This is a genomic window from Neptuniibacter sp. PT8_73, from assembly GCF_047778045.1.
Lineage (GTDB): Bacteria > Pseudomonadota > Gammaproteobacteria > Pseudomonadales > Balneatricaceae > Neptuniibacter.
Map to the genome: position 1 here is coordinate 2787289 of NZ_CP180545.1, position 18995 is coordinate 2806283.

At 44.4% G+C, this 18995-nt stretch carries 18 protein-coding genes and 1 tRNA gene; 5 read left to right on the forward strand and 14 right to left on the reverse strand.

Features of this window, described 5'->3' with window-relative positions; all coding sequences use genetic code 11:
- Window positions 1-213 precede the first annotated feature (213 nt).
- Both ACMXYN_RS12525 and ACMXYN_RS12530 read left to right on the forward strand, forming a co-directional pair.
- Window positions 214-951: a MipA/OmpV family protein gene (locus ACMXYN_RS12525; RefSeq protein ID WP_415892108.1), complete on the forward strand. Its 738-nt coding sequence runs from the start codon at window positions 214-216 to the stop codon at window positions 949-951.
- Window positions 952-1215: 264 nt separating this feature from the next.
- Window positions 1216-2538, forward strand: coding sequence for a Na+/H+ antiporter family protein (locus tag ACMXYN_RS12530; RefSeq protein WP_415892109.1), 1323 nt, complete (start codon window positions 1216-1218; stop codon window positions 2536-2538).
- 101 nt (window positions 2539-2639) lie between these two features.
- Here ACMXYN_RS12530 and ACMXYN_RS12535 read toward each other — a convergent pair whose 3' ends face one another.
- The 13 genes from ACMXYN_RS12535 to ACMXYN_RS12595 all read right to left on the reverse strand — a co-directional run bounded on the left by ACMXYN_RS12535 (window position 2640) and on the right by ACMXYN_RS12595 (window position 15197).
- On the reverse strand, window positions 2640-3266 hold the full coding sequence (locus tag ACMXYN_RS12535; protein WP_415892110.1) for a class I SAM-dependent methyltransferase: 627 nt from the start codon (window positions 3264-3266) through the stop codon (window positions 2640-2642).
- A gap of 240 nt (window positions 3267-3506) precedes the next feature.
- Window positions 3507-3583: transfer RNA gene (locus ACMXYN_RS12540), tRNA-Pro, on the reverse strand.
- 79 nt (window positions 3584-3662) lie between these two features.
- Window positions 3663-4892: an FIST signal transduction protein gene (locus ACMXYN_RS12545; RefSeq protein WP_415892111.1), complete on the reverse strand. Its 1230-nt coding sequence runs from the start codon at window positions 4890-4892 to the stop codon at window positions 3663-3665.
- A gap of 160 nt (window positions 4893-5052) precedes the next feature.
- Window positions 5053-5406: a MerR family transcriptional regulator gene (locus ACMXYN_RS12550; RefSeq protein ID WP_415881840.1), complete on the reverse strand. Its 354-nt coding sequence runs from the start codon at window positions 5404-5406 to the stop codon at window positions 5053-5055.
- Entirely contained in the window at window positions 5384-5689 is a 306-nt protein-coding gene (ihfA, locus tag ACMXYN_RS12555; RefSeq protein ID WP_415888770.1) for an integration host factor subunit alpha, read from the reverse strand. The genes ACMXYN_RS12550 and ihfA overlap by 23 nt, the downstream gene beginning before the upstream one ends.
- A gap of 20 nt (window positions 5690-5709) precedes the next feature.
- On the reverse strand, window positions 5710-8106 hold the full coding sequence (gene pheT, locus ACMXYN_RS12560; RefSeq protein ID WP_415892112.1) for a phenylalanine--tRNA ligase subunit beta: 2397 nt from the start codon (window positions 8104-8106) through the stop codon (window positions 5710-5712).
- Between the two features lie 49 nt (window positions 8107-8155).
- Complete coding sequence (gene pheS, locus ACMXYN_RS12565; protein ID WP_415892113.1) at window positions 8156-9139, reverse strand: phenylalanine--tRNA ligase subunit alpha; 984 nt, start codon at window positions 9137-9139, stop codon at window positions 8156-8158.
- A 163-nt stretch (window positions 9140-9302) separates the two neighbouring features.
- On the reverse strand, window positions 9303-9659 hold the full coding sequence (gene rplT, locus ACMXYN_RS12570) for a 50S ribosomal protein L20 (RefSeq protein WP_415881844.1): 357 nt from the start codon (window positions 9657-9659) through the stop codon (window positions 9303-9305).
- 38 nt (window positions 9660-9697) lie between these two features.
- Window positions 9698-9892: a 50S ribosomal protein L35 gene (gene rpmI / locus ACMXYN_RS12575; RefSeq protein WP_007022505.1), complete on the reverse strand. Its 195-nt coding sequence runs from the start codon at window positions 9890-9892 to the stop codon at window positions 9698-9700.
- Between the two features lie 104 nt (window positions 9893-9996).
- Entirely contained in the window at window positions 9997-10542 is a 546-nt protein-coding gene (infC, locus tag ACMXYN_RS12580) for a translation initiation factor IF-3 (RefSeq protein WP_415888072.1), read from the reverse strand.
- Window positions 10543-10569: 27 nt separating this feature from the next.
- Window positions 10570-12489 (reverse strand): threonine--tRNA ligase, encoded by a 1920-nt coding sequence (thrS, locus tag ACMXYN_RS12585; RefSeq protein WP_415892114.1) that lies wholly within the window; start codon window positions 12487-12489, stop codon window positions 10570-10572.
- Between the two features lie 148 nt (window positions 12490-12637).
- Window positions 12638-14407 (reverse strand): ATP-binding protein, encoded by a 1770-nt coding sequence (locus ACMXYN_RS12590; RefSeq protein ID WP_415892115.1) that lies wholly within the window; start codon window positions 14405-14407, stop codon window positions 12638-12640.
- A 91-nt stretch (window positions 14408-14498) separates the two neighbouring features.
- Complete coding sequence (locus ACMXYN_RS12595) at window positions 14499-15197, reverse strand: FadR/GntR family transcriptional regulator (RefSeq protein ID WP_415892116.1); 699 nt, start codon at window positions 15195-15197, stop codon at window positions 14499-14501.
- Between the two features lie 193 nt (window positions 15198-15390).
- Here ACMXYN_RS12595 and ACMXYN_RS12600 point away from each other — a divergent pair, with 193 nt between their 5' ends.
- Genes ACMXYN_RS12600 through ACMXYN_RS12610 form a run of 3 tightly spaced genes read left to right on the forward strand, consistent with a single transcriptional unit; the run spans window position 15391 to window position 18271 of the window.
- On the forward strand, window positions 15391-16182 hold the full coding sequence (locus ACMXYN_RS12600) for a (Fe-S)-binding protein (RefSeq protein ID WP_415881848.1): 792 nt from the start codon (window positions 15391-15393) through the stop codon (window positions 16180-16182).
- A 6-nt stretch (window positions 16183-16188) separates the two neighbouring features.
- Window positions 16189-17601, forward strand: coding sequence for a LutB/LldF family L-lactate oxidation iron-sulfur protein (locus ACMXYN_RS12605; RefSeq protein WP_415892117.1), 1413 nt, complete (start codon window positions 16189-16191; stop codon window positions 17599-17601).
- A 1-nt stretch (window position 17602) separates the two neighbouring features.
- Complete coding sequence (locus ACMXYN_RS12610) at window positions 17603-18271, forward strand: LutC/YkgG family protein (RefSeq protein ID WP_415892118.1); 669 nt, start codon at window positions 17603-17605, stop codon at window positions 18269-18271.
- A gap of 67 nt (window positions 18272-18338) precedes the next feature.
- Here ACMXYN_RS12610 and ACMXYN_RS12615 read toward each other — a convergent pair whose 3' ends face one another.
- On the reverse strand, window positions 18339-18815 hold the full coding sequence (locus ACMXYN_RS12615; protein ID WP_415892119.1) for an SRPBCC family protein: 477 nt from the start codon (window positions 18813-18815) through the stop codon (window positions 18339-18341).
- Window positions 18816-18995 lie beyond the last annotated feature (180 nt).

The following is an 18995-nucleotide window of genomic DNA, read 5'->3' on the forward strand; positions in this document are numbered from 1 at the left end:
ACCTAAAAACTCCTCTTTAAGAGGAGTTTTTTGTTTTCGCAATATAGATAAATACCTACTCGCCTATCTGTAATCCCTAATTTTGGAGTCAGCCCAAGACTGTCATCCTTAGCCTCAAGTTAGTACAGGTTAACTCTTTTCAAGGAACTCCCCTTCTCCTTGATTGAGTGACTAAAACTGGCTCAGGAATATCCTTTATAGGAGATAGGTAAATTGAAATCACAAATAGCGATAGTCACAGGTATTTTATTAAGCTTTAACGCAGCAGCGGATGAGGAATGGATCTTTGGTGTCGGCGCTGGCGTTACAAGTTATGAGAGTGCATATAAAGGTGTAGGCACTGAAACGACTGTATTCCCTAGCTTATACGCACAGAAAGGTAACTTTTTGTTAGCAGGAAACAAAGTTCAATACACGCTTTACGGTAATAGTAAATTCCAAGTCAATCTATTGGGCCAATACCGTTTCGAAGGTTATGAAGCAGGCGATTCCTATATGCTCAACGGCATGGAAGAACGTGATGGCGCACTTGAAGCTGGTGTCAGTGCATCGTTCGATACACACTACGGCATATTGTCAGCCTCTTTTGTGACAGATATCTCTGATACCCACGAAGGGCATGAACTATCTGTTGGCTGGGCTAAACCTTATCAGCTTAATGCCAAGTGGATGGTAAAACCCTCTTTAGAACTAAACTGGCGTAGTGACGATCTGAACAATTACTACTACGGCGTAAAATCGAACGAAGCAACCGTACAGCGAGCAGTGTATAAAGCAGATAGCAGTATGAGCTACCGCGCGGGTGTTGATGCTTTTTATGTTGTGGATAAACAGCAAACTATCCAGATGGGTATAGGCGTTAATGGTTGGGGCAGTGAGATAGAGGATAGCCCTATTGTTGATCGCAGCAACAGCCCGGAAGTAAAAGCAGCTTACACTTTCCGTTTCTAGTCGATCTAGTTGGAGGTTACGGCAGATAAATAACAGGCCACTTTTATATTGCCGTGACCCCAACTCTATATTTCAACTACCCCGTAGCCCCCCCCCTTTTATCCTTAGTATTTCGCCCTGAATTTCGTAAAGAATCTAGGCTAATAGCGCGAGAAAAAAGCAATTTTAGCTGCTAAACCTGTTTTGCATTTCACATATTGACTCCCCTCCGCCCTTCCCTCATGGTGCGCCCTTTTTTAAAAATGTGGAGCCCTAGGCTTAACTATGAACGCAGTGATTATTGCAGTGCTAACCATGTTGGTGCTGAGCCTTTTTAGAACCCATGTGGTTATTGCTCTTTTGATTGGCGCACTTGTCGGCGGCTTGTCAGGAGGATTGAGTCTAGACGCTACAATCAATGCTTTTAATACAGGGATTGGCGGCGGTGCAAGCGTTGCCTTGAGCTATGCATTACTTGGTGGCTTTGCGGTCGCAATTGCACAATCAGGCCTGCCGCACTTGTTAGCGAATAAAGCAATAACAGTGATTGGCCAAGATCCTACGCCAGCTCGTGTCAACAAGATCAAAACACTGCTACTCCTAATCATCTTAGCGGTAGCCATTTCGTCACAAAACTTAATCCCGATCCACATTGCGTTCATCCCACTATTAATACCACCTTTACTTCTAGCGATGAGCAAACTTAAATTGGATCGACGCTTAATTGCCTGCGTACTGACCTTTGGCCTAGTAACCCCTTATATGCTTTTACCTGTAGGGTTTGGAGGAATATTCCTTAACGAAATTCTACTTAAACATATCGGCCAAGGCGGACTGGACACAACGGGTATCTCAGTTATTCAAGCGATGAGCATACCTGCTGCAGGGATGTTGTGTGGACTATTAATTGCCGTGTTCATCAGTTATCGCGGGAAACGTCGATATGATCAGTCAAAGATTAAAGCTGTCGAGAACAGCGTTAATGACTTTAATTCTAAGAGTATTGTCGTTGCTCTGGTAGCTATCGGTGTAGCCTTCGTCACACAACTGGTAACCAACTCCATGATTATGGGGGCCATGCTTGGCTTTATTTTATTTACCGTTACTGGCGTGATCCGTTGGAAAGAATCTGACGGCGTATTGACTGATGGTATGAAAATGATGGCGACCATTGGCTTTATCATGATTGCCGCATCAGGTTTTGCTGAGGTGCTTAAAGAAACCGGTGATATCGCAGCGCTAGTGACAAGCTCAGTAGACGTTGTTGGCCAAAATAAACCGATAGCAGCCTTCTTAATGCTGTTGGTGGGTTTGCTAATTACTATGGGTATAGGCTCTTCGTTCTCAACAATCCCAATTATTGCAGCTATCTACGTACCATTAGCTATTCAGTTAGGCTTTAGCCCTTTAGCTATCGTTGCTCTAGTCGGCACAGCTGCAGCTTTAGGTGATGCGGGCTCCCCTGCGTCTGACTCGACCCTGGGCCCAACATCAGGCTTAAACGTCGATGGGCAACACAATCATATCTGGGATACGGTTGTACCGACATTCTTACACTATAACTTACCTCTACTCGCCTTTGGTTGGTTTGCAGCAGTAACGTTATAAAAGCACATAACAGGCAGGCCTTAGCTTAAAGTAAGGCCTGCCCCCTGCCACCGAGAGTATCGCTTCAATCCATATGTACTCTTTAGCAAAGATAGACAACCTTAGCGCTGACTGACAATTGCCAACCAAGGCTGTTGCGTGCAAGGTAAGCCTTCTGGGCGATAATAATGATCAAGAATACGAAAACCTGCATCCTCTAGATATTGAGCAGTCACCTCTAACTCCATGTAGTGGCCAAATCGCTCACCATTCCACCCTTCTGCCGCCCCTCTCGGGTTTGACGTAAATAAGACCCCATTTGGTTTCAACGCAATATAGCATTTAGACAAAACCTCACCGAGCATCTGACTGGGGACGTGGAACATAGAAGCATTAGCAAAAATTCCATCAAAGCACTCTTCCCCTAGATCGAGATGACAAAACGACTGATTCAGCACAGGGCAACCACTATGTACTCGGGCCATCTCACAGAAAGTCTTACTTCCATCAAGCCCGGTAGGAGAATGACCTAAGGCTTTAAAAGAAAGAAGATCGCGGCCCGGCCCGCAACCGAAATCTAAAATATCCAACCCTTTTCGTTGCGGTAATGCACTTAATAAAGCATCAATATTCTGACTAACATCATGATCACGAGTACCTTGCCAAAAAGACGCTGCATTCGATTCATAATGCCCTAAAGTCACGCGTTCGATTTCGCTTAAACTTTCTTTGCTATAGCGATTGCTCATATAGAAATTCACACAAACGATTTTTTAAATTGTCTTTTAAAATAATGACATTAGCTTACTCATCACTCTATCTTAGCGCGCTTCAAATGGATCAATGCAAAATCAAATGGACAAGGCACGACAAGATTGATTTGCTCACCGCTGAAAAGATGCCATAAACGTTAAGCTTGTGGCATACACCATCAAACGCCAATGCCTCATAGTGAGTTAGCGTAGAAAGATCATAGTATTAGTAAGAAATGGTCGGGATGATAGGATTTGAACCTACGACCCCCTGCACCCCATGCAGGTGCGCTACCAAGCTGCGCTACATCCCGACTAAGATCTTGAAAATGAACACTTTCAAGTGGCGGTTATCTTAACTGAACACTCTGAATCTGAAAAGATTTTTTCCGCTTATTGAGTGATAACCTCTTCCCCTATCACCATGATGGTTGCGGTCTGGTTATAGTGACCTATTGAACCACCCTGAGTTGCTCCCTGCTCGCCAAATGTATTAAAACCAATAACAGGCACATCCTCACCACAGACTTCTTTAACTAAGCAGATATCATCCACATCTAAACGTGCTTTTAGTAGATGACGTAAGATACAGTTAAAAATAATTACCGCGCCGATCTTCTTTGGGCTACCGGCATCGATAATCGCCTTCTGTAACGTTTCCTTGAAACGCTCCCTCGCAATCTCAGCATCCGTTTTCATTTCACGTAGAAATGCACCTTTGGGAATTTCCGCATAAAAGCTCACGCCACCATCATCATGAACCTGCTGAGCACTTTTGATTGTGTACTCTGCAAAAACATCAGATGATTTGATACCAAAAGGGTTTTGAATAAACAGCTCTGGAGTCAGCTCTTCCCCGCCTAACAGTTTCTGAAGCACTTCTGTCGCTGGCTTACCATTGAGCATCTGCACAGTCCGCCCTTTAGCCTGAGTTACTACAGCGCCTTTATTAGCTGCCACATAAGGATGGCCCATAGCCGTACCTATCTTTAAGCCACTACTGAAACTCGCTACAACAGCAGAATCTTGATGAACACCATTGCTGATTTGGTAACTTTTAGCATCTGAGAAATCAGTAGCTGTTGAACCACCAATAACTTGGGAGACCGTGCCAGTTTCTAAAATGAGACTACGTAAAAAAGCCTCTTCTTGAGCTGAAGTACCATCAGGTAAGACCATATTGATACAGGGCTTTATTCTAGAGACCTCTTTTGCGCCTTTGCTGTCTAAGGCAATTGCCATCAAAGACATGACAGCAGGGTTTGAGAGCAAGTTTGAATAAGCTTCGCGAATAGCGTCTTTGGCAGCTTGCTCAGGATGCTTTGATAAGTTTTGACCGACGCCCAAACCGACACTGAAATAAGCGCTCTGCAGTGTCATTACAACAACGCTCGCCTCCTGAGGCCCTTGTTTTAGGCTAGAGATTTCTCCCCAAGAACTACCGCCTACAATAGGGACTATATCTCCTACAACTGACCTAATGTCACTGTAGGCTTTCTCAACATCCAAAGAGAAACTAACAAAGCAGATCACCAAGTCAGGTTTAGGTGTGAGCTCCATTGCAACACTCGCAGCCACTGAAGCATCTTGGTCATGACCTAAACCTACTCTTAAAATTGCCATTTCAACTATCCTAGCTTGTTTAACAACTTAGATGCTAATCAAGCTATAGAGCACAGCCAACCGCAAAAACGTGAAACAGTGCCAAAGTGTAAGTAGAAATAAACTATATAAGTAAAACGGGCGTTTAATGGAGGGGTAAAAATTAAGCACTAAGGCAACACTAGCGCTTAATAGATTCCAATAGATCTTCTAATTCAGAGATAGTCTGTCGAAGCAACTGCTTGTATTGGCTTTGATCATCTTCATTATTATCACCGGCAAGATACTGTTTAGCACCACTTAGGGTGTAACCTTGATCGTGTAATAAGCTTTTGATCTGACGAATCAACAAAACATCCTGTCGCTGGTAATAGCGGCGGTTGTTTCGCTTAACAGGCGAGATTTGTGAAAACTCTTTCTCCCAATAACGCAATACATGCGCCTTGAGATCACAAAGCTTAGCAACTTCGCCAATTGTAAAATAACGTTTACCCGGAATTGGGTTGGGATCGTTACTCTGGGGTGTCTCCAGCATAGGTTTCGACACGGTCCTTCAGTTTCTGACCTGGGCGGAAAGTTACAACACGGCGAGCCGAGATAGGTACTTCTTCCCCAGTTTTAGGATTCCGGCCCGGTCTTTGACGCTTATCGCGAAGATCAAAGTTACCGAAGCCGGACAATTTCACCTGCTCGTTAGCAGCCAGACATGCCCGGATTTCATCAAAGAACGTCTCCACCATCTCTTTGGCTTCACGTTTGTTTAATCCTAGCTCTTCGTTCAGGCGTTCCGCCATTTCAGCTTTTGTTAACGAGCCCATGATAAATCACCTTTCGCTGCTTATTCTCGCAATGAGGCACCAAACTCACTGGCTAGTGCAGAAATAACCGCACTTGTGGCGCTGTTTATTTCTTCATCATTAAGAGTGCGCGAAGGATGCTGCCACGTCAAGCCCACAGCAAGACTTTTTCTACCTTTTTCAATACCTTGGCCTTGGTAAACGTCAAAAAGTGTTACTTCTTTAACGAATTCACCCGCTTCTTTTTCAGCCAATTGACGCACTGAATCAAAAGCAACGCCTTCATCTACAATAAGTGCTAGATCACGACGAGACTCTGGGAATTTAGAAATTTCTTGGTAGCGAGGCAGTGTGCCTTGAGTCAAAGCAGCTTGGTTAATCTCGAAAAGATACACAGCACCATTTAGACCTAACTCTTTAACCAAGTTAGGGTGCAAGGCACCAATGTAACCTACTTTTTCACCATTACGCTCAATACGCGCAGTCTGACCTGGGTGCAGGGCAACATGGCGATCAGCCACAAACGAGAAGTCTCCTTCAGCGCCACCCAAAGAAAGCAAACTCTCTAAATCACCTTTGATATCAAAGAAATCAACTTGATCTTTACCTGCATTCCAACCTTCAGGGTCTCGCGCACCGGCTAGCAAACCAGCCACTACGTTCTCCTGAATGATCTCATCACCAGATGTTGGTAGGAAACGCTGGCCACTTTCAAAGAGGCGAACACGTGCTTGCTGACGGTTCTGGTTGTATTGCAACGCTTTTACTAGACCTGGCCAGATCGTAGTACGCATCACAGCCATTTCAGCAGAAATTGGGTTAGCTAGCGCGATACCTTCAAATTGGTCATCGAACTGCTTTTGTAGACCCGCTTCAATAAAACTGTAAGTAATCGCTTCCTGATAGCCACGTGCGATCAATGCACGACGCACATTCTGGATTGTTACTTTAGTTTCATCGTTTGCTTTGATTGGCATAGACGCGGTTGGCGTACGTACAGGTAGGTTGTTGTAGCCGTATACACGCGCCAACTCTTCGATCAGATCCACTTCAATTGCGATATCAAAACGATAAGATGGAACAGAAACGTGCCACTCACCTTCCGTAGAAGTCTTCTCTACAACCAAACCAAGACGCGTTAAGATCTCTTCAATCTCGTCAGCCGGCATTTCAAACGCCAGCATCGCATTCACTTTGCTATGACGCAGGAATACCTGACGCGCAGCAGGTAACTCATCTTGATTAACAGTTTCAACAGCTGGACCAGCTTCACCGCCAACAATCTCAATTAGAAGCTCTGTAGCGCGATTAATTGCTTGATTTTGCAACTGCCAATCTACACCACGTTCAAAACGGTGAGAAGAATCTGTATGCAAACCATAAGAGCGCGCACGTCCCGCAATGGAGATCGGGTTAAAGAATGCGCTCTCTAGGAAAATATTCTGTGTTTCGGAAGTTACGCTGGTCGGCTCACCACCCATAATACCAGCCATAGCAACTGGGCCATTAGCGTCAGTAATTGCCAGCGTATCAGCATTAAGCTCAACTTCTTGACCATCTAGAAGTGTTAGCTTTTCACCCTGCTCCGCACGGCGAACAACAATACCACCGGATAGTTTATCCAGATCGAAAGCGTGCATTGGTTGACCAAGTTCTAGAAGAATATAGTTCGTTACATCTACAACTGGATCGATGCTACGTACACCAGAACGTTCTAGCTTCTGTTTCATCCACAGTGGTGTTTCTGCTTGTGGATTGATACCACGAATAACTCTACCAACATAACGTGGGCAGTCACCGGCATCTTTTAGCTCTACAGGGAAAGTCGCATCAATAGTCGCTTCAACTGCATTATCTGCCACAAAAGTAACTGGCGCTTTATTTAGCACACCCACTTCACGCGCTAAACCAGAAATACTTAGGCAGTCACCACGGTTAGGCGTTAGATCTACGTCGATAACTTTGTCATCTAGATTTAGATATTCACGAATACAAGTACCTACAGGCGCATCCGCTGGAAGCTCCATGATACCGTCGTGATCATCTGAAATACCTAGCTCATCTTCCGCACATAGCATGCCGAATGACTCTACCTGACGTAGTTTAGCTTTTTTAATCTTAAACTCTTTGCCATCTGGAGTAGGCAGTACCGCACCCACTGTAGCGAATGCTGTTTTTAAACCGGCACGAGCGTTAGGTGCACCACATACAACCTGTACAACTTCACTACCATTAGTGACTGTGCAAACCTGAAGTTTGTCTGCATTTGGGTGCTGCTCAGCCGTTAGAATTTCACCTACGATAACACCGGTAAAATCTTTAGCTGCTGCTTCAACTTCGTCTACTTCAAGACCTGCCATTGTGACTTGATCAACTAGCTCCTGCGTACTGATTGCAGGGTTAACCAACTCGCGTAACCACTTTTCACTGAATTTCATTTTGCTTTCCCGAAAATCCTGTTAATAACCGCTTAAAACGTTGTCGTGATCAGTTGAACTGATTCAGGAAACGCAGGTCGTTTTCAAAGAATAGGCGCAGGTCATTTACGCCGTAACGCAACATAGCCAAACGCTCTACACCCATACCGAAAGCAAAGCCGGTGTACTCTTCAGGGTCGATACCTGAAGCTTCAAATACTTTAGGATGCACCATACCGCAACCCAGTACTTCCAACCATTTACCATCGCCACGATCAATATCAACCTCAATAGAAGGCTCTGTGAACGGGAAGTAAGACGGACGGAAGCGCACGCGAACATCTTCTTCGAAGAATTCACGTAGGAACTGTTCTAGCGTGCCTTTTAGGTCAGCAAAGCTGATATCTTTATCGACAATCAAACCCTCTACCTGATGGAACATTGGTGAGTGAGTTTGGTCGTAGTCACAACGATATACACGGCCTGGGCAGATAATACGTAGTGGTGGTTTTTGCGATTCCATTGTACGTACCTGAACACCTGAAGTGTGCGTACGCAGAAGTGTATTCGCATTAAAATAGAATGTGTCGTGCATAGCACGAGCCGGATGATGTGAAGGGATATTTAGCGCTTCGAAGTTGTGGTAATCATCTTCGATTTCTGGACCTTCTTCTACCGTATAGCCAATACCACCGAAAAACTCTTCAATGCGTTCCATGGTTTTAGTCACAGGGTGTAAACCACCTAGTGCTTGACCACGTCCTGGTAAAGTTACATCAATCGTTTCAGCTGCAAGCTTACTTTCTAGCGCAGCTGCTTCTAAAGCCGCCTTACGCTTATTAATAACTTCTTGCAGAGCTTGTTTAGCCTCGTTGATCTTAGCACCAGCTTGTGGGCGTTCCTCTGCAGATAGCTTGCCTAAGCCTTTAAGAAGTGCAGTAAGTTCACCTTTTTTACCCAAGTACTGAACGCGAACATCGTCCAACTGTTGAGTAGTAGTTGCCGTAGCGACAGCTTCAGTACCTGCTGCCAAAAGGCTTTGAATGTTTTCCATTATCCGGCTCCGAATAGAAGGATAAATACGGTAATTGGTTAGTAATCAGTTACTTTGCCAAATGTTCCGCAGAAAACTGGGCAAAATAACCGAAAAAATAGGGGAAGAGTTCGCACCCTTCCCCTATTTCAAAGTAGTCGCTTACACGACACTGGGTGCTAGCTTACGCTAGAGAAGCTTTAGCTTTCTCTACGATTGCAGCAAATGCGCCAGCTTCGTGAACAGCAAGATCAGCTAGAACCTTACGGTCGATCTCGATGTTAGCCTTCTTCAGACCAGCAATGAAACGGCTGTAAGACAAACCGTTGATACGTGCACCAGCGTTGATACGTGCAATCCACAATGCGCGGAATTGACGCTTACGCTGACGGCGGTCACGGTATGCATATTGACCAGCTTTGATTACCGCCTGTTTAGCAACGCGGAATACACGGCTACGAGCACCGTAATAACCTTTTGCTTTTTTCAGGACTTTCTTGTGACGACGACGAGCAACAACACCACGTTTTACGCGAGCCATGTCTTTCTTCCTCTAAATTCTGTTAGCTAAAAAATCGATTAAATATAAGGCAGCATGCGACGAACCAACGCCTTGTCTGCAGCGTGTACCTGCAGCATAGGGCGAAGCTGACGCTTACGCTTAGTAGATTTCTTAGTCAGAATGTGACTAGTGAAAGACTGCTTGTGTTTGAAGCCGTTAGCGGTTTTCTTAAAACGCTTAGCCGCACCACTATTGGATTTCATCTTAGGCATTACTAAAATCTCCACGCATTCGTTAATTTTTTTTCGCCCGAAACAAACGACAAAACCCGTAGCCAACTTTTACAAGTCAGTCACGGGTTAAGTAAAGTAACGAGTTACTTTTTCTTCTTCGGAGCTAAGACCATGACCAGTTGACGGCCTTCCATCTTAGGACGCTGCTCTACAGTTACTAACTCTTCCAAATCTTTCTCGATTCGTTGAAGCAACTGCATACCCAGTTCCTGATGGGCCATCTCACGACCACGATAACGCAAAGTTATCTTGGCTTTATCTCCTGCTTCAAGGAAACGTACCAGGTTGCGTAGCTTGACCTGATAATCCCCTTCTTCCGTATTAGGACGGAATTTCACTTCCTTGATCTGGACCTGATGCTGCTTTTTCTTGGCTTCATTCTTTTGCTTTTTCAGCTCATAAAGATGCTTGCCATAATCCATCACTTTACAAACGATGGGATCAGCTTCAGAAATTTTCACCAGATCAAGTCCCGCTTCTTGTGCTGCCACAAGAGCGTCATTTACCGGTACGATGCCAATCTGTGTTCCGTCTGGACCAATAAGTCTGCACTGTTTAGCTACTTTCAGTAGATTCTCATTGATCATGGGCTCTTCTCTGCGAGCGCCCCTTCTATTATCACGCCTGATAGTCTTATCTCCTGACTGTTTTTAGACTTATGAGTCCTGACGACCTTTCTTAGCGACATCACTGCTAAGAAGGTTTACAAATTCATCTAGAGGCATAGCGCCTAGGTTTTCACCCGTACGAGTACGTACAGCAACCTCACCCGCCTCTACTTCTTTATCGCCTATTACAAGAAGGTAAGGCACCTTCTGTAAAGTACGCTCGCGAATTTTAAAGCCGATCTTCTCATTTCTCAAGTCTGACTCGGCTCTGAATCCTTGATTTTCAAGATTTTGTACAACTTTTTGACAATAATCAGCTTGTTTGTCCGTAATATTCATCACAACCGCTTGCACTGGTGCCAACCAAGTTGGTAATGCACCCGCGAAGTTTTCGATCAAAATACCGATAAAGCGCTCAAAAGAACCAAGAATTGCACGGTGTAACATCACAGGCGTTTCACGTTCACCCTGCTCGTTTACAAACTGCGCACCAAGACGACCCGGCATAGAGAAATCAACCTGAATTGTACCGCACTGCCATACTCGACCAAGGCAATCTTTCAGAGAGAACTCAATCTTAGGACCATAGAATGCGCCTTCACCTGGTAACAGCTCCCATTTCAGGCCAGCATTATCTAACGCATCAGATAGCGCTTTTTCTGCTTTATCCCACACTTCATCGCTACCTACACGCTTTTCTGGACGCGTAGACAGTTTGTATTGAATCTCTTGGAAACCAAAATCTTCATACACTTCGTGTAGGAAATCGATAAATTCAGATACTTCACTCTGAATGCTATCTTCTGCACAGAAGATATGTCCATCATCCTGAACGAAACCACGCACACGCATAATACCGTGAAGTGCACCTGATGGTTCGTTACGATGACAAGAACCAAACTCAGCCATACGTAATGGTAGGTCACGGTAAGAACGTAGGCCTTGGTTATATACCTGAACGTGACATGGGCAGTTCATCGGCTTAACAGCAAAATCACGGCTTTCAGAGTGAGTTGTAAACATCTCTTCGGAGAATTTTTCCCAGTGACCGGACTTTTCCCAAAGAGTACGCTCTACAACCTGTGGCGTTTTTACTTCAACGTAGTTACGACGGCGAAGCTTTTGACGCATGTATTGCTCAATGCCCTGATACAACGTCCAACCATTCGGATGCCAGAACACCATACCCGGTGCTTCTTCTTGCAAATGGAACAGATTCAGCTGTTTACCCAGTTTACGGTGATCACGCTTCTCAGCTTCTTCTAGACGGTGTAGGTAAGCTTTAAGGGCTTTTTTGTCGCCCCATGCAGTACCGTAGATACGCTGAAGCATCTCGTTGTTGGAATCACCACGCCAGTATGCACCCGCAACCTTCATCAGTTTAAATGCTTTGATGTGGCCAGTAGATGGGACGTGCGGGCCACGACATAGATCGATGAATTCGCCTTGCGAGTAGAAAGAAAGATCTTCCGCATCCGGTACCGCTTGAAGCAACTCAACTTTGTACTTCTCGCCCATTTCATCAAACATTTTGGTCGCTTCATCACGACTCATTAATGAACGAGTAACAGGTAAGTTCTGCTTAACTAGCTCCGCCATTTTCTTTTCGATCTTTTCTAGATCTTCTGGCGTAAATGGGCGCTCGTAAGCAAAGTCATAATAGAAACCATCTTCAATAACAGGCCCGATCGTTACCTGAGCGCCAGGGAACAACTCTTGTACAGCCATAGCCATCAAGTGAGCAGTAGAGTGACGAATAACTTCTAGACCTTCTTCATCACGCGCAGTGATGATGGCTAGGTCAGCATCATTTTCAATAGTGAAAGAGGTATCAACTTCTTTACCGTCAACTTTACCGGCCAATGCAGCTTTAGCTAGACCAGCGCCAATATCGGCAGCAACTTCAAATACAGTAACAGGGTTAGCAAACTCTCGTTTGCTACCATCTGGCAGGGTAATTACAGGCATGTTATTTCCTTGATTTCAGTGGTGACCCATACGTAAGGCCACATCAATATTCGATACATCTCACTTACCGTACAAACCAAGCACGTTGTGAGTTGGCGCGATTATAGGGTAATCAAAGAAAAGGAGCTAGAACTATGTTCGATGAAAGTTATATGGAACTGGAAGACTTCGGCAAAGTGATTCTGATATTGATTCCTTTACCCTCTTCGCTATTAAATTTGATATCGCCGAGCAGTCTCTCTTTAACAAGCTCATAAATAATATACATCCCCATGCCTGTTCCTCCTGAATCTTGTCGAGTTGTATAAAACTGTTCAAAAGCATGCTGCTGCACTTCCTCAGAAAGACCTTCTCCATCATCTAGATAAATAAGCACGTAGTCGTCTGCAGTTGTCTCGCTACTAAGCGTTATAGTGCCTGCTACTGTTGCATCTTTAAAACCATGCATTAATGAATTCGTGATTAAGTTTGTAACAATTTGTGCAATAGCACCTGGCTCTACATTCACTTCAATCTCAGGAGATATATTGTTCCGCACCTCGACAGGAGCATTTTTATAGGTTGGTTTCAAACTCAACAACACATCCTGAATATACTCTTTTAGATTTATAACCCTTCTCTGCTCACTGATTTGATCAACTGCGACCTCTTTAAAAGCAAGCATCAGCTCATGCGCTCTGGTTAAATTTGTTGTTAATAGCTCACCCGCTTCTCTACTATCAGTTAAAAACTTTTCAAGCTGCGACCGTGTCATCTCGTTGTTTTGAAAACTACTCAGAACAACATCACTTTCCTCTATTAAATAAGAAGAAGCTGTTCTAGAAACACCCAATGGCGTACTCACTTCATGCCCAATACTGCTAACTAGGCGCTTTAATGCAGATAGCTTTTCACTTTGCAGTAATTCTTTTTGAGTAGCGTCTAACTGATCCTGAGTTTCACTCAACTGAGCTTCTCTTTCTTCTAACAGCAGCTCATTCAGCTTAACTTCGGCTTCCAGCTTTTCTTGGTATTCGCGCATCGCTTGGGCATTCGCATCCAAACGTTCGTGCTGTTGAGAGAACTTATGATAAAGAAAACTTATTTCATCATGCTCGTGATTATCGGGATAAGTCAGCGCTGCGTATTCCGATAACTCGTCTCCCTCTCTCTTTGTATTTTGATCGGTAGAGACTTCCAACAACATAGCTAATTTATGCAGAGGAACCTGAAATAAATAATGATGGCTTACGTAAATCGACATAACGAGGAAAGCGATGACGGCACAGACCATTAATGCCAACTTCATCCCTAGAGCTTCACCACTTTTAATCGCAGGCTCTATGATGCTATCAACTTCCAATATTCCTCTTACATCTCCAAGTTTCCAATCCACTTTAGGTGAAAAGGCATGGCTGTTGTGACATCTCACACAAGCGTCAGCCACCAAGGTATCAGCAATTGCGACACGCACGACTCTCGCACCTGCTTCATTCTTTAAGACCTTTATATATTCAGATTGAGGGTTGTCCTTAAGGTAATGCCAAGCCTGAATGGCAAACTCGTCTAATTGCCGTTCGGCTCGATTAGGAAAAGGATAAAAACTATATAACTTAATTTGGGTACCTTGTTGAGTAAATTGCTCACTCAATTCATGCACCATTGTTGCGGGTAAAGGAATACTATTTGTCGTGCTTTTGTGATCAATTGTGACATCAATATCAGAATGTAAGAGCACTTCACCTACTACATTTTCAGTGTAATACCCCCTTAATCGTTTAAATTGCTCTACTGTTTCTTCAGCTCGGGTCTGGGCATCATCTATAGCTTGTTGTGTAATGACTTTCGGCAAGTAGTACAAAATGGCGATGACCAGCAATGCCATTACGAACAGGACAGGAAAGATTATTTTCCACACCAACGACTTACGAACCTGCATTCCCCACCCTTCCAGCCTTTATACAACACTAAGAAAGTATAGGAGCATTTTTTAGGTTTAGTTAATTAAGATTAGTACCAATATCAAGCGGTTAAGAAGCTTCTAATTGCCTTCTAGTGTAGTCGATATGTTCTGTAGCTACTTTACGCGCTAACTTAGCATCCCTATTAATTAGCGCCTGATAGATTTGTGTATGTTGCGCACTAATTCCATCAGGATAACGACCAAACTTTTTCAGCGTACGATCTAATACGCCATATATGGCGTTAAAGTAACGGTTATAGAAAATCTGACTAAAAGAGATAACCAGTAGATGATGACTGGCTTCCGCAATCATCATGTGAAACCTGAGATCGGCTTTGGCTTTGGCTAGGGTCGTGTTACCACTACTACGCGCCTGCATGGCTGCATACTCTTGCCCAATTCGATCTAGCTGTTCATCCGATGCACGCAAAGCAGCGTAGTAAGCTGCCTCCCCTTCCAATGCAGCCCTCATTTCCATCACTTGAACTTGGAACTCCAAGTTATCGCCAATACTTTCTGAAGGCATGGTGAAATGACTTTCGAGCAAGTTCCTGCACAAGCTTCCACCACCATGGTAAGTTTCGATAATGCCTTTTAATTCTAGATCTTGGACAGCTTCACGAACTGTTGCTCTAGAAAGACAATATCGCTCTGCCAATACGCGCTGAGACGGTAGCTTCTCGCCTGGACATATATCGCCATACAATATTTGGCTCTGCAGCTCAGAACTCAGCTTCTGACTTAAATTTGCATCTTTTACTGTCACCACCGAATACCTCGCACCACCTCTTGGTCAGACCAGTTATCAGTTTAGCATTTCCTTTGAGCCATCTCTTAACTATCTTTTGGGTAACAAATAAAACTTCAGGCGGTAGAACCTGAAGAAAAATAAGAAACGTCAGTGACGTGAGAACCTGATTCCTTTTCAGGTAGAGCTGACCAATATAGCGATGACACTCATGCCAAATCAGAATCCTAAAGTCGGTTTATTTGTAACCTGTCTAGCAGATATGTTTAGACCGAGCGTTGCATTCGCAACCGTAAAACTACTTGAAGCTTCAGGCTGCACAGTAGAAGTACCAGAAACACAAACCTGTTGCGGACAACCAGCATATAATTCCGGTGACAAAGCCACCACTGCTGAAATTGCTCGAAAAACGATTGAAGCTTTTGATGGTTATGAATATGTCGTTGGCCCATCTGGTTCCTGTATTGGAATGCTGCATTATTACCCAGAGGTCTTTGACGAAAACGACCCTTGGAAGGCACGCGCATTGGACCTAAAATCGCGCGCTTTTGAGATCACCCAATTCCTAACTGACGTAGTCGATTTTGACCGTATCAATGCCGCATTTGAAGGTACGATTACCTACCACGATTCCTGCTCTGGTCTACGCCAACTTGGTGTTAAACAACAACCACGCAAGCTACTTTCTAAAGTTGAGAATTTAACTCTCAATGAAATGGAAGAATCCGAAACCTGCTGTGGCTTCGGCGGTACATTCTGCGTTAAATATCCAGATATTTCGAACCGTATGGTGTCTAACAAAACTGAATACATCAGCGATTCCGGTGCGAGTACTTTAGTCGGCGGTGATTTAGGTTGCCTATTGAACATGGCTGGCAAGCTTAAACGCGAAGGCAAGAAAATCGAAGCACGTCATGTAGTTGAGATCTTAGCTGGTATGACTGACACGCCAGCCATTGGCGAAGCAGAATATGAGCTAGCCTCTGAACTGAGCGCGGGGTAATACACTATGCATATTAAAAGCCCAGAATTTAAAGAAAATGCTCGTATAGCGCTACATAATGTCGAACTTCAGGAAGCACTAGGTCAGTTTAAACATGGCTTCCCGGTTAACCGCGCCAATGCCATCAAGCGCCTACCGGAGTTTGAAGATCTGCGTGATGAAGCACGTGATCTTAAAAATCACATTATTCAGAATCTAGATATCTATCTGGAACAGTTTGAAGATAACGTTGTAAAAAATGGTGGTCATGTCCACTGGTGTAGAACCGGTGACGATGCCAACCAAACCATTCTCGATATTTGCAAACAGGTAAACGCCAAGACCATCACTAAAGGTAAGTCGATGGTTTCGGAAGAAACTGGCCTGAATGAATACCTTGAAGCCAATGGTGTACGCCCTGTCGAGACTGATTTGGGTGAATATATCCTACAACTTCGTGATGATCATCCAAGCCATATTATTGCGCCAGCAATTCACCTGAATGTTAATGATGTATCCGAAACCTTCCACGAACATCACAAGCGCCCTAAAACAGAAGATCCACAGGCATTGATGAAGGAAGCCCGCGAAGTATTGCGAAAGGAATTCGTAGGTGCTGATGTCGGGCTTACTGGAGCCAACTTTCTGGTAGCAGAAACTGGCTCAACGATCATCGTAACCAACGAAGGTAATGGTGATCTGACTCAAACCCTGCCAAAAACTCACATTGTGATTACTTCCATCGAGAAGGTAGTTCCTACGCTGGAAGATATGAGCCTATTCCTTCGACTGCTAGCTCGCTCTGCGACAGGCCAGGAATTTACGGTATACAACACGTTATCCACAGGTCCGAAACGAGCTGAAGATCAGGACGGACCAGAAAACTTCCATGTGGTATTAGTTGATAACGGCCGCAGCGAGATGGTGGGTACTGAGTTTCAAGATATGCTCCGCTGTATCCGATGCTCCTCTTGTATGAATCACTGCCCTGTATATGGTGCTGTTGGTGGCCACTCTTACGGTTGGGTTTACCCAGGCCCAATGGGTTCTGTTTTAACACCTAAGATGATCGGCATTGATAAAGCAGCGCATCTACCAAACGCATCTACATCCTGTGGTAAATGTGAAGAAGTATGCCCTGTGCGTATCCCTCTTCCAAAATTGATGCGGCACTGGCGAGAAAAAGAGTTTGAAAAACACTTAACACCAAAAGCTGTCAGGTTTGGTATTGCTGGCTGGGCATTTTTTGCCAAACGACCTGCCCTATACCGCTGGTTAGCAAGAAGCTCCGCTTGGTTTATGAACAAACTCGCTGGTAAGAAAGGCCGCATCAAGAAAATGCCGTTAGCCGGTGGCTGGACAGACTGGCGTGATATGCCAGCACCTCAAGGCAAAACCTTTATGGATCAATGGAAAGCCCACAAACAGGCGGAGAAATAAGATGAGCAAAGCAGAAATACTGGGCAATATCCGCCGCGGCTTACAGCGTGGTGAAGCAACCCCCGCACAAAAAGCAGCAGCGACACGCCGTATCAATGCGCATAAAGCGACCATTATTCCTAAACGAAGTCAGCTTGATAAAGCGGGTCAAATCCAACTGTTTAGAGATATGGCTAGCGGTGCAGCGGCTGAGATCATCGACATTAACTCAATGAACGATCTACCAGCTGCAGTTGCTGAGTGGCTAAATAAACATGATTTTAAATCTATCGTTAGTGCAAGTGACGATTGCTTAAACGAACTCGATTGGTCTGCCTTAGGCGATATCAAGCGCGAACAGCGTGTTGCGCAATCGGGCGATGTTGCTAGCTTAACCACCTCTATGACGGGTATCGCAGAAACAGGAACTCTGATGATGTACTCCCGTCCAGAGAGTCCGACGACATTGAACTTCCTACCGGATTGCCATCTCGTATTATTGCGTGAATCGACGATCGTCGGTAGCTACGAAGATGCTTGGCAGATGGTGCGTGAACAGAACCCTGATGAAATGCCGCGCACGGTCAATATGATTACTGGCCCATCCCGTAGCGCGGACATCGGACAAAAATTGCAAATGGGTGCTCATGGCCCTTGCGTACTCGTGATCTTTATCCTTAAAGATATGTAGCTCTATATCTTTATTGCTTTAGCCACCTTCTTAGGTGGCTTTTTTTGTTCTATGGCCACTAGCGAACTCAGTTATATAGCTTATCTAAATTCTGTAGGCCTGCCTGATAAACGCCACGAATTGTTTTTTCCGCTTCTGCATCTGAAGCACCTGCAGCATTAAAGCTAGAACTCCAAACAACAATCGAGCCGCCTTGACCATCTAACTTAACCTGAATTTCTGATTCATAATCAGACACAGGCAATGGCGATTTATCGATTTGATAGCGATAGCTACGCTTACCTTCATCCTTACTCAATAAAGTCTCAGTAATTTTCGCACCGTTGCCTAAAGTCAGTACGCGCACTTTATTATCTCTGTCACTGGACGCTACCGCAGGGTGCCAGCGATACAAGCCGTTATAATCCCCTAACAAAGCCCATACAGCAGATGGTTTCACATTCAGTTTTACTGATTCTTCAACCGCAATATTACCCGCGGCAGAGACGTTTACAGCACATAATAATGAAGATACCGCTACTGCACCCATAATCTTTTTTAGCATTTTTATTATTCCTTTTTATTTATCACAACACATTAAGTGAAATCCAAGCATGCCCCAGTTAATTATTGATAACTATTATCATTAGGAACCTACCCAAAAGTACTTAATTAGCTAAATAGATGAAAATCAGCTAAAGCCAAATCATTCCAAGCCGATAGATTAATGTAAGTATTTTTTCAT

Excerpts from the sequence above, each read along its gene's own strand:
- ACMXYN_RS12615 (WP_415892119.1), bottom strand. The coding sequence starts at position 18,815 with ATGCTAAAAAAGATTATGGGTGCAGTAGCGGTATCTTCATTATTATGT.
- ihfA (WP_415888770.1), bottom strand. The coding sequence starts at position 5,689 with ATGGGCTCGTTAACAAAAGCTGAAATGGCGGAACGCCTGAACGAAGAG.
- ACMXYN_RS12530 (WP_415892109.1), top strand. The coding sequence starts at position 1,216 with ATGAACGCAGTGATTATTGCAGTGCTAACCATGTTGGTGCTGAGCCTT.
- thrS (WP_415892114.1), bottom strand. The coding sequence starts at position 12,489 with ATGCCTGTAATTACCCTGCCAGATGGTAGCAAACGAGAGTTTGCTAAC.
- pheT (WP_415892112.1), bottom strand. The coding sequence starts at position 8,106 with ATGAAATTCAGTGAAAAGTGGTTACGCGAGTTGGTTAACCCTGCAATC.
- ACMXYN_RS12550 (WP_415881840.1), bottom strand. The coding sequence starts at position 5,406 with ATGCTGGAGACACCCCAGAGTAACGATCCCAACCCAATTCCGGGTAAA.
- rpmI (WP_007022505.1), bottom strand. The coding sequence starts at position 9,892 with ATGCCTAAGATGAAATCCAATAGTGGTGCGGCTAAGCGTTTTAAGAAA.
- ACMXYN_RS12610 (WP_415892118.1), top strand. The coding sequence starts at position 17,603 with ATGAGCAAAGCAGAAATACTGGGCAATATCCGCCGCGGCTTACAGCGT.
- pheS (WP_415892113.1), bottom strand. The coding sequence starts at position 9,139 with ATGGAAAACATTCAAAGCCTTTTGGCAGCAGGTACTGAAGCTGTCGCT.
- ACMXYN_RS12545 (WP_415892111.1), bottom strand. The coding sequence starts at position 4,892 with ATGGCAATTTTAAGAGTAGGTTTAGGTCATGACCAAGATGCTTCAGTG.
- ACMXYN_RS12535 (WP_415892110.1), bottom strand. The coding sequence starts at position 3,266 with ATGAGCAATCGCTATAGCAAAGAAAGTTTAAGCGAAATCGAACGCGTG.
- ACMXYN_RS12600 (WP_415881848.1), top strand. The coding sequence starts at position 15,391 with ATGCCAAATCAGAATCCTAAAGTCGGTTTATTTGTAACCTGTCTAGCA.
- rplT (WP_415881844.1), bottom strand. The coding sequence starts at position 9,659 with ATGGCTCGCGTAAAACGTGGTGTTGTTGCTCGTCGTCGTCACAAGAAA.
- ACMXYN_RS12590 (WP_415892115.1), bottom strand. The coding sequence starts at position 14,407 with ATGCAGGTTCGTAAGTCGTTGGTGTGGAAAATAATCTTTCCTGTCCTG.
- ACMXYN_RS12605 (WP_415892117.1), top strand. The coding sequence starts at position 16,189 with ATGCATATTAAAAGCCCAGAATTTAAAGAAAATGCTCGTATAGCGCTA.